The 13,097-nt window shown below is 46.6% G+C and carries 10 protein-coding genes and 1 other annotated feature; of the genes, 4 read left to right on the top strand and 6 right to left on the bottom strand.

From position 1 onward, the window contains the following. Position 1: 1 nt before the first annotated feature. Positions 2-634: a GNAT family N-acetyltransferase gene (locus ACZGCQ_RS08890; protein ID WP_023469064.1), complete on the bottom strand. Its 633-nt coding sequence runs from the start codon at positions 632-634 to the stop codon at positions 2-4. A 146-nt stretch (positions 635-780) separates the two neighbouring features. Between ACZGCQ_RS08890 and acsA the strand changes: the two genes are divergently transcribed. After that, a complete protein-coding gene (gene acsA, locus ACZGCQ_RS08885) occupies positions 781-2,484 on the top strand; it encodes an acetate--CoA ligase (protein WP_481266046.1) in 1,704 nt (567 codons plus the stop codon). 45 nt (positions 2,485-2,529) lie between these two features. On the opposite strand, the gene ACZGCQ_RS08880 is transcribed toward acsA, so the two are convergent. Next, complete coding sequence (locus ACZGCQ_RS08880; protein ID WP_481266045.1) at positions 2,530-5,070, bottom strand: transglycosylase domain-containing protein; 2,541 nt, start codon at positions 5,068-5,070, stop codon at positions 2,530-2,532. 148 nt (positions 5,071-5,218) lie between these two features. Next, positions 5,219-5,425, top strand: a binding site (T-box leader). Positions 5,426-5,481: 56 nt separating this feature from the next. Between ACZGCQ_RS08880 and tyrS the strand changes: the two genes are divergently transcribed. Then, complete coding sequence (tyrS, locus tag ACZGCQ_RS08875; RefSeq protein WP_029342350.1) at positions 5,482-6,729, top strand: tyrosine--tRNA ligase; 1,248 nt, start codon at positions 5,482-5,484, stop codon at positions 6,727-6,729. A 46-nt stretch (positions 6,730-6,775) separates the two neighbouring features. On the opposite strand, the gene ACZGCQ_RS08870 is transcribed toward tyrS, so the two are convergent. The 3 genes from ACZGCQ_RS08870 to ACZGCQ_RS08860 all read right to left on the bottom strand — a co-directional run bounded on the left by ACZGCQ_RS08870 (position 6,776) and on the right by ACZGCQ_RS08860 (position 8,775). Then, a complete protein-coding gene (locus tag ACZGCQ_RS08870; protein ID WP_023469060.1) occupies positions 6,776-7,303 on the bottom strand; it encodes a biotin transporter BioY in 528 nt (175 codons plus the stop codon). Positions 7,304-7,456: 153 nt separating this feature from the next. Beyond that, a complete protein-coding gene (gene rpsD, locus ACZGCQ_RS08865; RefSeq protein ID WP_023469059.1) occupies positions 7,457-8,056 on the bottom strand; it encodes a 30S ribosomal protein S4 in 600 nt (199 codons plus the stop codon). Positions 8,057-8,289: 233 nt separating this feature from the next. Then, on the bottom strand, positions 8,290-8,775 hold the full coding sequence (locus tag ACZGCQ_RS08860; protein WP_481266044.1) for a GAF domain-containing protein: 486 nt from the start codon (positions 8,773-8,775) through the stop codon (positions 8,290-8,292). A gap of 223 nt (positions 8,776-8,998) precedes the next feature. On the opposite strand from ACZGCQ_RS08860, the gene ezrA reads away from it, so the two are divergent. Together ezrA and ACZGCQ_RS08850 are read left to right on the top strand one after the other, a co-directional pair. Continuing rightward, positions 8,999-10,705 carry a septation ring formation regulator EzrA gene (ezrA, locus tag ACZGCQ_RS08855; RefSeq protein WP_064299501.1) on the top strand — a complete coding sequence of 569 codons (1,707 nt, stop codon included), beginning with the start codon at positions 8,999-9,001 and terminating at the stop codon, positions 10,703-10,705. A 67-nt stretch (positions 10,706-10,772) separates the two neighbouring features. Then, positions 10,773-12,332 (top strand): amidohydrolase, encoded by a 1,560-nt coding sequence (locus ACZGCQ_RS08850; RefSeq protein ID WP_029342348.1) that lies wholly within the window; start codon positions 10,773-10,775, stop codon positions 12,330-12,332. On the opposite strand, the gene ACZGCQ_RS08845 is transcribed toward ACZGCQ_RS08850, so the two are convergent. After that, positions 12,324-13,088: a MerR family transcriptional regulator gene (locus tag ACZGCQ_RS08845; protein ID WP_481266043.1), complete on the bottom strand. Its 765-nt coding sequence runs from the start codon at positions 13,086-13,088 to the stop codon at positions 12,324-12,326. The two genes, ACZGCQ_RS08850 and ACZGCQ_RS08845, sit on opposite strands and share 9 nt — an antisense overlap. Positions 13,089-13,097: the final 9 nt, after the last annotated feature.

The raw sequence follows: 13,097 nt of genomic DNA, 5'->3' as shown, positions 1-13,097 counted from the left end.
CTCAGTCATACATGAAACGTCTTCTCAAGCGTAGCGCATCAAAATGAGCGACGACTTCAGGTGAGACGTGTTTTCCGATACGCGCCATCAGGCAGTTGGCAGGATGGGAGGCGATTTCCGGATCGTCGGTCGGGAAGAAGACGAGACCACCATGGTTCATCATCTTCTCCATGATCTTCCGGTAATCCCAGACCGATAGTCCGCTCCCTTTTAGGTCCCAATGCCAATAATATTCAGTCGTTAAAATCAAATAGTGTTCCATGGCGGGGTCCAGCATGGAGATTTCAAGTAATTTTTTACCGATCTGTTGTCCGCGGAACCGAGAGGAGACTTCAATCGCTCCGAGTTCCAAGATGTACGGATTGTTTCCTTCACTCCACGTTTCATAGGGATCAGGGTATAAGTAAGTCACATAACCGATGATTTCCGTTCCTTGACGAGCGACGATGATCCGTCCTTCTTCAAGATCCGCAATCTCAACGAGCGCTTGATGTTGTTCAGCGGGTGGACGAAAAGCCGTCAACCCTGAATCGAGTGTATACGTTGCTAGTGTTTGACTCGGTACGGGACCTTCGATGTCGACAGGACCGAGTGATGTTTCGTGCGTCCGATGATTGAATTGTTTTTCAAACATGTAAGCGTCACCACCTTCCTATTCATTATAGACGAAAGCGCTTGAGCAAAGAGAGGGATTTTTTAACAAATTGACGGCAAATGGATTGAACTGACGGATAACTAGCTTATAATAAAGAGGAAAACATAGAAGGGGAGGAACGAGACATGAAAGTTTTGAAAGCGCTTCCGGGGAAGCATTGGTTAGCAGAATATGATGAAACGAACACGTACGACTGGAAAGATGCTGAGCAGTACTTTTCATGGGCGACAACGGGGAAAGTCAACATGGCTCATGAAGCAATCGACCGCCACGCAGAAGGCGAGCGGGCGAACAAGGATGCGCTGATCTATTTTGATGGAACGACGGAACAACGCTTCACATATGCAGATATGAAACGATTGACGAATAAAGCGGCAAACGTATTAATCGATGCAGGGGTCAAAACGGGTGACCGTATTTTCATCTTCATGCCACGTTCACCGGAATTGTATTTTGCTTTGCTTGGTGCACTGAAGGTAGGAGCGATCGTTGGTCCGTTATTTGAAGCATTCATGGAACAAGCGGTCCGTGATCGCCTGCTTGATTCTGAAGCGAAGTTACTCGTGACGACGAAGGCACTGCTCCCACGTGTTCCAGTTGGGGAACTGGAATCACTTGAAAAGGTAGTGCTTGTCGACGAAGATGTCGAAGAATCGGACACATTACTCGATTTCCGCCAAGCGTTCGAGCAAGCATCCGATGTATTCGAACCGGTCTGGTTGGATCGCGAAGACGGATTGATCCTGCATTACACTTCAGGATCGACAGGGAAACCAAAAGGTGTGCTCCATGTTCAAAATGCGATGATTCAGCATTTAATGACAGGCCGATGGGTACTTGATCTCCAAGAAGATGATGTCTATTGGTGTACGGCTGACCCGGGGTGGGTCACAGGTACAAGTTACGGTATCTTTGCACCATTCTTGAATGGGGCGACGAACATCGTCGTCGGTGGACGCTTCAATCCGGATTTCTGGTACAGTGTCATCGAGAAGTATAAGGTAACGGTCTGGTATAGCGCACCAACGGCTTTCCGGATGTTGATGGGAGCGGGAGCAGATGTTGCAAATCATCATGACCTCTCGAGTCTTCGTCATGTATTGTCTGTCGGAGAACCGTTGAACCCGGAAGTCATTCGTTGGGGGAAAGAAGCCTTTGATCAACGGATTCATGATACATGGTGGATGACGGAGACAGGCGCGATGATGATTTGTAACTACAAGTCGATGGACATCAAACCGGGATCAATGGGGAAACCGATTCCAGGAACTCAGGCCGCGATCATTGATGATCAAGGAAATGAATTACCGCCATTCCGGATGGGGAACCTTGCCTTAAAAACACCATGGCCATCGATGATGCGCCAAATTTGGAACAATCCGCAGAAATATGAATCGTATTTCTTTAAAGGATGGTATGTCTCAGGGGATTCTGCTTATATGGATGACGAAGGTTACTTCTGGTTCCAAGGACGTGTCGATGACGTCATCATGACAGCTGGAGAACGGGTTGGTCCGTTCGAGGTCGAAAGTCGTCTCGTCGAGCATCCAGCAGTCGCAGAAGCTGGAGTCATCGGGAAACCAGATCCAGTCCGCGGTGAAATCATCAAGGCATTCATTGCCTTGCGTGATGGTTACGAGCCGACAGATGAGCTAAAACAAGAAATCCAAGCATTCGTCAAAGAGGGGCTTGCTGCTCACGCAGCACCGAGAGAAATCGATTTCCGAGATAAGTTGCCGAAGACACGAAGTGGTAAAATCATGCGCCGTGTTCTGAAAGCATGGGAGTTGAATCTTGAAACAGGCGATCTGTCGACGATGGAAGATTGAACGAAAAAAGGATGAATCACCGTGACAGGTGATTCATCCTTTTTGTTAGTTTTCAGAAGCAGCATCGTTTTTCTTTTCATCTTGTTTCTTCTGTTGTTCTTGTTGTTTCTTTGCCTCTGCTTCTTTCTTCTTAGCATCAGCTTCTTTTTGCTTAGCGTCCGCTTCCGCTTTCTTTTTTGCCTCTGCTTCGGCTTTTGCTTTTGCGTCGGCAGCACGTTTTGCGTCGTCGGCTGCTTTTTTCTTGGCATCAGCTTCAGCTTTTTCTTTAGCCTGATCTTGTTCTTTTTGTTGCTCTTCTTTCTTCTGTGCGTCCGCTTCTTTTTTCTTTTCTTCTGCTTCTTTCTTTTTCTTCGCTTCGGCTTTTTTCTTTGCTTCTTCCGCTTTTTTCTTCTTATCTTCTTCTTTGAAGCGACCACTGTTTTTAAAGTCGTTTGCTGTTACAGAAGATGGTTGCGTGAAGCGGGCACCGGATTTGAAGTAGCTACTGTTCGCGGCATACGTCGCATTCGCCATTTGTGACCACAGCGTTTGTGTTCGTTGGTAATACGTCGTTGGACCGATGAGCGAGTTGTTCTGATCGTGTCCTGTCCAAACGGCAAGCGTTACACCAGGAGTGGAACCGACAAGGTAAGAGTCTTTAACATCGTTCGTCGTACCTGTCTTACCAGCCCAATCTCCAGGAACGTTTAATCGACTTTTTGCAAACGTTGCTGTACCTTTTGAGAAGACGCCACGCATCATATCAAGCGTCAGGTAAGCTGTTCGTGGTTCATAAATTCGTTTTTTCTTCGGTTTTGCTTTATAGATATCTTTTCCGTCTTTCGTAATTTTCGAAATGACGTATGGTTGCACGAATTCACCATAGTTGGCGAGTGTCGCGTAAGCACCAGCAAGTTCGACCGGTGTGATCTCCATCGTTCCGAGTGCCGCAGAAGGAGCATAACGAATCGCATCCGGTACTTCAACACCCATATCGACGAGTTTTTGAATCGAGTTCGACATGTTCATCTTCTCGTAAATCTTAACGGCAGGTACGTTCAATGAGAGTTCAAGTGCTGTACGAACCGTCACGTTTCCACGATAACGTCCACCTTCGTTCTTGATCGGACGATCGCCTGGTTGACGTGGTACGGTCTGATAGTAGTACTCTTCATCATTGACGGTAGATGCCGGAGTGATTAAACGATTTTCAATCCCGTTCGAATAGACGAGAATTGGTTTTGCCGTTGACCCGATTTGACGTTTCGCTTGGAATGCTCGGTTGAAATCATCGGCTTTTCCATCAAGGTAACGTCCACCAACGAATCCGAGAATACGACCCGTCTCATTCTGAACCATGACCGCAGCTGTCTCTTCTGGATCTTGTTTCGAAACGGTTTTTTTCGTTTTCGGATCGACGACTTGTTTGTACTGCATGCCGCCAGGGAAGTTCCCATTGTTCTTCGCAGGTTGTTGCATCGATTCATGAATTTTTTTATCTAGCGTCATATGAACTTTGTATCCACCTTGACGGAGTGCAACCAGTGCTTGATCTTGATAGTTTGCCCGGACTTCTGCCAGTTCAGACGGTTTGACTTCGTCTTCTTTCACACCATCTTGTTTCATCAAGTACTTCGTCATGATCTTCGTCGCTTCACGTTCTGCTAAATCATAGACATACGGATACGTGTCACGCGAACGTTTCGACTGTTTCGCGAAGTCTTTCGTGATGTCGTGTTTGATTGCTTTTTCATATTGTTCTTTCGTAATGTTTTTTGCGACATACATTCGCTTCAACACGGTCTTCATCCGATTGACACTTGGCGTCAAGTCCTTTTTGACGACACCGCCCTGTAGATAAGGTGTGTAGTAGTAAGGGTTTTTCGGAATACCAGCGAGGAAAGCTGCTTGTGGTAACGTCAGTTTTTTCGCTGATTTGTTGAAGACCCCTTGGGAGGCAGCTTCGATACCAGCGATGTTACGCCCGAGTGAATTTCGTCCGAATGAGACGACATTCAAATATGCCTGTAAAATTTCATCTTTTGACATCGCATTTTCAAGGCGGAGCGCTAAGATGATCTCTTTTGCTTTCCGTTCGAATGAAACTTCGTTCGTCAGGATTTGGTTTTTAATTAATTGTTGTGTCAGCGTACTTCCGCCGGTGCGTGACGCTGAATTCGTCAATTCTTGTAAGACTGCTCGTAAAGTCGCTTTTGGAACGACTCCATCATGTTGATAAAAATCTACGTCTTCCGTTGATAGAAGCGCATCAATTAAATAAGGGGAGATATTCTTGATATCAACCGGCTGACGTTCTTCATCCGTTGAGATGTTCGTCAGCTTTTCGCCACTTCCCCAATAAATTTGACTTGTCACCGCATAACTGTTCACTTCTTGTCTCATCTCAGTCAAAGGTGGTGCTTTCGTATCTTTGACGAGGGAAGCGAAATATCCTCCAGCCGCTCCGACAGAGAAGCTGCCGATGAGAAGGACTGCTATGATGAGGAATAAAATGATGTTCCACGAAACATCGTATGTGATATTCGACCAGTGCCGAACGGCTTTCGTCCGGGGGTGATTCCAAAACTTGAACCAGTTCTCGCGCATAAATGATCTCCTTTGCATCTTAAACTTAGGTGTAAATTAATATTAAATCACAGATAGACGTATTATACCATAAATCCACCAGTGAAATCGGACTTGACAGCGGATTCGCCTTCGACGTATCATGAAACCATCTTATTTTCATATATTACGTTAAACCATGATCGGAATACAGTAGTAAGTCACTCCCTGTGACAGAGACCTAGTGGTGCTGCGAACTAGGACACAGTGAACTTACGAATTACGCTTCCGGGAGTTTCTTGAGAAATCAAGCGGTCCGTCCCGTTATCAACGAACCAAGTGGTCCTTTTATGTAAAGGGCAATCAGGGTGGTACCACGGAATCTTCCGTCCCTTCGTCTTAGACGAAGGGACGGTTTTTTATTGTTAAAAGTGAACTTTAGGAGGAGACACAATGACGTTATTAGAGGATTTAGAATTTCGCGGTTTAATTAACCAAATGACGGATGAAGAAGGATTGAAGACATTACTCGAGACACCAACAACGCTATACACGGGTTTCGATCCAACAGCTGATTCATTGCACATCGGACACTTGTTGCCGATTTTAGTCTTAAAACGATTCCAACAAGCAGGACACCATGTCGTAGGTCTCGTTGGTGGAGCAACGGGAATGATCGGAGACCCAAGTGGTCGCGCAACAGAACGTTCGTTGAATACATCGGATATCGTCGAAGAGTTCGCGAATCGGATTAAGGACCAGTTGTCACGTTTCTTACCACTTGAAGGAGAAAACCCGGTCACGATCGCCAATAACCTGGACTGGACGAAAGATTTGACGATCATCGATTTCTTACGTGATATCGGAAAACACTTCCCGGTCAGCTACATGCTTGCGAAAGACTCTGTTGACTCACGACTTCAAAATGGGATCTCATTCACTGAGTTCTCATACATGCTACTTCAATCGTTTGACTTCTTGAAACTCTACGAAGACAAAGGATGCCGCCTTCAAGTCGGAGGGAGTGACCAGTGGGGGAACATCACAGCAGGGATGGAATTGATTCGTCGTGCGGGTCATGAAGAAAAAGCATTCGGATTGACGGTACCGCTCGTTACAAAAGCAGACGGTCAAAAGTTCGGTAAGACAGCAGGTGGTGCGGTTTGGTTAGATGCTGACAAAACATCACCGTACGAGTTCTACCAGTTCTGGTTCAACGTTGACGATCTTGACGTCATCAAGTTCCTGAAATACTTCACGTTCTTAACGCACGAAGAACTTGATGCGCTCGCAGAAGAAGTCAAGGCAGCACCAGAGAAGCGTGTCGCACAACGTCGTCTCGCAGAAGAGATGACCGTTCTCGTCCATGGTGAAGAAGGGCTGACACAAGCACAACGTATTACGACGGCACTCTTTAGTGGAGATATTAAATCGTTGCAAGTCGAAGATATCGAAGATGCGTTCAAAGGAATGCCACGCTTTACACTCGGTGAAGCGACAAACCTCGTCGACGTTCTCGTTGAGGCGAAGATCAGTCCGTCAAAACGTCAAGCACGTGAAGACGTAACAAACGGTGCGATCTACCTGAACGGAGAACGCGAGCAAGATTTAACGAAAGAAATCACGGAAGCTGATGCAATCGGTCGCTTTACGATCGTACGTCGCGGAAAGAAAAAATACTTCGTCGTCGAGCATGCTTGATGATATAAGAAACGCTCCCTGCACTTAGATGCAGAGAGCGTTTTTTTTAAGCTGTTCGGAATAAACGGAGTGGCAACAAACGAACGGCAATCGTCGTGGCGATGACAGCTTTGATTGTATCCCATAAGACGAAAGGATAGTTAATCGCAAAAGCATCTTTGAACGAGAGATCGAGTACAGCCATTAGACCAAATGTGCCAAGTAGGTAGACTAAACCAAGACCAAAGACGATCATCCCGATGAAGAGGGGAACGAAGCGTCGCGTTTTTTCTGCAACAAGACCGATGAAGAAACCGGCAATCGGAAAGGCAATCAAATACCCAACGGTTGGTCCGACGAATGGAGCAAGTCCACCTTTTCCGCCAAGCACCGGTAGACCAGCTGCTGCGAGTAATAAGAAAATCAATACAGCGAGTCCGCCACGTTTGCCTCCAAGGATGGCACTGACTGTCATGATCGCAAGCATCTGGAGCGTGATTGGAACAGCGCCGACAAGTTGGATTTGTGGCAAAGAGCTGACGGCTGCGATGATGGCAGCACCAAGGGCGATGAATGTTAAATCTCTTGTTTTCATGAATGAAGTCCTCTTTTCTATTTGTGTTAACTATGTATATATAAAGGTTAACACAAACGGATGAATGACGTCACTCTTTTTTTAAGACCAGGTATACATTTTAGTCATAGGCATAAAAAAAGCACCCACCGAAGTGAGTGCTGGAACAATCGATTAACGTGAGTAGTACTCGACGACGAGTTGTTCTTGGATTTGATCGTTCAATTCAGAACGCTCAGGAAGACGGACGAATGTTCCTTCGAGCTTCTCAGCATCGAAAGTAACGAAGTCTTTAGTTGCTGGAGCAACTTCGAGTGCTTCTTTGATAACGACAAAGTTCTTCGATTTTTCGCGAACTGAGATCGTTTGACCTGGTTTCACGCGGAATGATGGGATATCAACGCGTTGTCCATCAACTTGGATGTGACCGTGGTTGACGAGCTGACGAGCAGCACGACGTGTACGAGCCATACCCATACGGTAAACGACGTTATCAAGACGTGCTTCGAGTAAGAACATGAAGTTCTCACCGTGGATACCAGGCATTTTGCCAGCATCGTTGAAGATACGGTTGAATTGGCGTTCGTTTACTCCGTACATGTGACGAAGTGTTTGCTTCGCTTGAAGTTGAAGACCGTACTCAGATACTTTACGACGGCTGTTACCGTGTTGACCTGGTGCGTAAGGGCGTTTTGCGATTTCTTTTCCTGTTTCAGTAAGTGAGATACCGAGACGACGTGAGAGTTTCCAAGCTGGACCTGTATAGCGAGCCATAATAAGACTCCTCCTTATTGTTCGTTATTATTTGCATAAAAATAATAACGCCATCAAACCCACATTACGCCCATTTCATGATGTGGCACCCTCGCTTGATAGCAAAGTTACACGATGCCCCTCCGGTTATTCACCGAGTCATGAAATGTGATACGTAAGCGATTTGACCGCTATCGTTATCATTTCTGCACTTTTACAAGTATACGGTGTGGACAATCGACTGTCAATCAGAATTACAGATGGCGAAGCAGAGTCGTACAGAATGCTTCTAGACCAGCTTGGTCGACTTCGTCAAAACGATTGAATTCTGGGCTATCGATATCGAGGACGCCGATTGTTTGTCCGTTTTTGACGAGTGGAATGACGATTTCTGAATTCGAAGCCGCATCACATGCGATGTGACCTGGGAACTGATGCACATCTTCGATTCGTTGTGTCGTTTGCTCTGCTGCAGATGTTCCGCAGACACCACGACCGAATGGAATACGGACACATGCTGGAAGTCCTTGGAACGGTCCGAGGACAAGTTGGTTTTGCTCCGTATCCGTCAAATAGAAGCCGACCCAGTTGATACGGTCGAGGAACTGGTTGAGCAACGCGCTCGCATTCGATAAGTTCGCAACTTGATTGTCTTCTCCCATTAATAGCGCATCAAGTTGTTTTGAGAGCATGTCGTATTGTTTCGTCCGGTCACCTTCATATGTCTTTGTTTCGAACATAATAAAAATTCCTCCCATGAAAAGCATATTTTTTTTAGTTTAACGAGTTTTTGCGTAGCTGACAAACAATTGATTTTTGGAAAATGGATTCAAAACAGCGGAAGAAATCAGGAAAAGCCCTTGTAAATCTATGCAAAACGGTTGCGCTATACTATTATAAGGATAAGATTATTGCGATTTAGAGAAAATCTAAAGTCGTAGGACAGAGTGGAGGTCGTGACAAATGTGGGCATGGGTGATCGGAGTCATCGTCATCGTATTACTCGTCATGCTATTTAGCATGATCAGTCGAAAAAAATACTACACGAAAATCGATGAACTTGATATGCGCAAACAAGGCATCGTCAGTGCATCGATTCCAAAGGAGTTGCAGGACTTAAAGCAACTACCGATGGCGGGTGAGACGGAGACGAAGTTCAGCTCCTGGCATCAAGCGTGGGAAGAGTTATTAACGGTCCACGTCGCCCAAATCGATGAAACCCTTTACCGGGCGGAGGAAGCGCTCGATAAATATCGGTTCATCGCCGTCAAGAATGACCTCGAAGTAACGGAACAATTGATTGCGGAACTCGAAGGATTGATCGATGAGATGCTCGTCGAGATGTCGACGTTCAAAACGAATCAATCGGTTCTAGCTGAACTGAAAGCGCAAGGGGAAGCCGATTCAGGGCAAGTTCGGAAATCATTATTGATTCAAGCGAACTCATTCGGTCCGGCGCTTGCGCGTCTGGAAGAACGAAGTGAACAGATCGACGCGCACTGGAATGAGATGTGTCAGTACGAAGCTTCAGGTGAAGTGACGAAGGCGTATGAAACAAGCTTGTTACTCGAGCAAGAAGTAGCAACGACGCGTCAACTCGTCGAACTCGTACCGAAACAATGGAAGATTCTCGCTCATGAATTGCGTCAACGGATTGATCAGCTTGGAGCGGGCTATAAGGAGATGTCGTTAGATGGGTACCCACTTGAACCACTCGGTCTCCAATCCGAGATCAAACGGTTCGAGGAACAACGTCTGAGCCTCTCTGAGAAAATCGAAATGCTAGAAGTCGACGGGCTGGAAGAGGCGATTCAACAGTTATCGGCCGATGTTGATCAAATGTATGATACATTCCGTCGTGAGGTCGATGCGCGTCATCAAGTGAAAAAAGAAAATCAATTCTTGAAACAAAAAGCGCTACGGATGCGTGAACGGATTCATCAATTGGCACAAGAATTCAGCATCTTACGTGAAAAATATGAAATCTCAGCAGATTTAGGGATTCATTATGAGACGATCCAGCGTGACGAAGAGCTACTGTTTGAAGCTGCAAAAGATCTCGATGAGTCGATTGCCGGAAAAATCATTCCGTTCAGTATGCTCGAAGATCAGATGCGCGATGCGATTCGCCTCGAAGAACAGTTGATGATTCAGTACGAACGCTTTACGGTCGAACTCCAGGCACTTCGAAAAGAAGAGACGGAAGTTCGCGAACGAATCGTCGAATGGCGTCATCAGCTGTCGCAGACACGTCTCCGTCTGAAACGACTCGGATTACCGAATTTACCGGCTGAAGTGGAAGAAGCACTCCGAAATGCGAATCGTTCACTGCAGACGCTTGAGACACGGTTAGAGGAGTTACCGTTTAACGTCCGATCGATCGTCGCACAAAGTCAAGACGTCCAAGAAACGTTTAAACATGTGCAAGAACGGTTAGATACATTAGTGTTCGAAGTCACGTATGCCGAACGGCTCGTACAGTATGCGAACCGGTACCGTCGCCACGACAACGAGATACATATGTCGCTGACGATCGCGGAAACGAAGTTCTTAGCGGGAGACTATGAACGAACGATTGTCTTAGCGGAACGTGTCCTAAATGAATACGATCCGGCCGCGATCGAACGTATTAAACGGTCGTGTGCACCAGAGGAAACATTGCACGTTTAAATCAGGATCGACAATTCAGGGTGACCGTCATGGTCACCCTATTTTTGTAAAAAGAGGAGTGAGTGGAATGGGAACACTATACGTAAACGGATTGATTCGAACGATGGCACATGAAGAGGATGTCCATTCAGCGATGTTCGTCGAAAAGACGCGGATCATTGCAATGGGAGAAGAAGGAAAACTACGTCGACGTTTCGGTAGACGTATTGATCAGATTCACGACTTGAACGGAAAAGCTGTATATCCAGCCTTTACGGATGCGCATATTCATCTGATCGGCTACGGGGAAGCGATCAATCGTGTCGATGCCTCGCGTTATACGACGCTTGAAGCGTTAGGACAAGCTTTCCTTAAGGCAGAACCAGTCAATGGGATCCATGTGGCAGAAGGCTATGACGAAACGAAGCTTGATCGTGCACCAACGAAAGCATGGCTCAATCAGTTGTTCCCTGACGCACCTGCCTTGTTGAAACGGACAGACCGACATACAGCACTCGTCAATGATGTCTTGTTCCAACAGCTCGGATATAAAGCGTCGACTGTCATCGAAGGTGGAAAGGTCGGTATATCGGATAATGGTGAAGCTGACGGATTCTTGTACGATGCGGCGCTTGAACCTTTATATGCGTTACAAGCTGGAAACTTGGAGCGGAATAAATCGTCCCTCCGGTCAGCGATTAAGAACTTATACCAATACGGCATCATTGCGGCACACACAGAAGACTTGTCGTATCACGGTGATGTCGCGGACATCTTGCAAGCTTATAAGGAAGTGACGCAAGAGACAGGCTTCCATACGCATTTGCTCGTGCATCATCTTGTCATTGATGAGTTCGTGCAACAACAACCTACTTTACCGTCAACGATGTCAATTGGTGCGATGAAACTGTTCGTCGACGGCGCTCTCGGAGGACGAACAGCTCTTCTCGGTCGTGGTTATTCCGATGATCCGACGACACGTGGTATTGAAGTGCATACGCCAGAACAACTCGAGCAACTCGTCAAACGTGCACGTAGTTACGGGTTCACAGTCGCGGCACACGTCATCGGGGATTTAGCGATCGAGCGGTTCGTACAGGTGCTCGAGAAGTATCCTGCGCCAAAAGGGAAACGAGATCGCATCATTCATGCGACGGTCGTCCGACCAGAAACGCTTGCGCGAATTCGGAAGTTACCGGTCTTGATTGACGTCCAACCGGTCTTTTTACTGGATGACGCCGATTTCATCGTCGATCGACTCGGGTTGAACCGCTTAGACTGGAGTTATCGCTTACGTTCGTTAGCTGAGACCGGCGCATTATTGTGCGGCGGAGCAGATGCGCCGATCTCTGACCCCGATGTCCGACGATCGCTTTATGCAGCAACCGAAGGAACGGCAGGGCGTGTCAATAAAACGAACGAGACGTTATCGATGTTTGAAGCCTTATTGCTCTTTACGAAAAATCCACATCTCGCGACGGAAACACATGGTCGAAAAGGATTGCTCTTACCAGGCTATGATGCCGACTTCGTCATCTTTGAAGAAGACTTCTATCGCTTGCGTGGGGAAGCCATCTTGAATAACCGTTTGGTCGAGACGGTCCAAGCTGGAAAAACCGTTTATCAGGCGGAAGCCGCGTTAGTGTGATGTTTGCGTATAGTGTGAAATAGCTTCCGAATAGAACGTGGATAGTCCAGGGGCATACGCATCGTAATAGGCACGGAATCGTTCGTCAGACACATACATCTGACCGAGTGAGGCAAAGAGAGATAATGCGCATGGGTAATAGTACGTATCGATGAAGTCATGTTGATCTTTGACGACTTGTTTAACGTCTGGATCCGTAGTCATGCGCCCGTCACGGTAAAGGACCGTCAAGCGCTGATCGAGCTGTTTGTGCATGGTGCTCAGTTGTTCTTTCTCATTCGGAGTACGGTGTTTTTGTCTTTTGGCACTCATCCGATAGGCGTCGGTGTCACCATAGTGTTGCTGGACTTCATCTGCATGTTGCTTTTCATGCGTAACGATCTCATCATGCCGTAAACCACGGAATAATTGTTCGTCTTTCATGGGGAGTCCTCCTTTTAACGTGAGTAATGTCTGTTCAGCGAGTCGAGCGAGCATTTGATAATGCGAAGCTTTTTCTTGAAGGAGTACGATCTGCTTTTTCAGTGTCTTATGATGATTGGAATCAGATTGCGTGAGTAATCTTTGGATTTCTGACAGTGGGAAGTCAAGAGAGCGATAGAGCAGGATTTGTTGTAAACGTAAAAGATCCTCCCTGCTGTAACTTCGGTGACCGGCATCGGTACGCTTTGGCACGAGGAGACCGATCGTTTCATAATGATAAAGTGTTCGTTTTGTGACGCCGGTCAGTTTGGCGATTTCCTGAGTGGAATACATCAGTTGTGT

Source organism: Exiguobacterium sp. HSB13 (assembly GCF_056764755.1).
The sequence above is the reverse complement of the archived record's forward strand: the minus strand, read 5'-3'. Positions and strand labels throughout refer to the sequence as shown.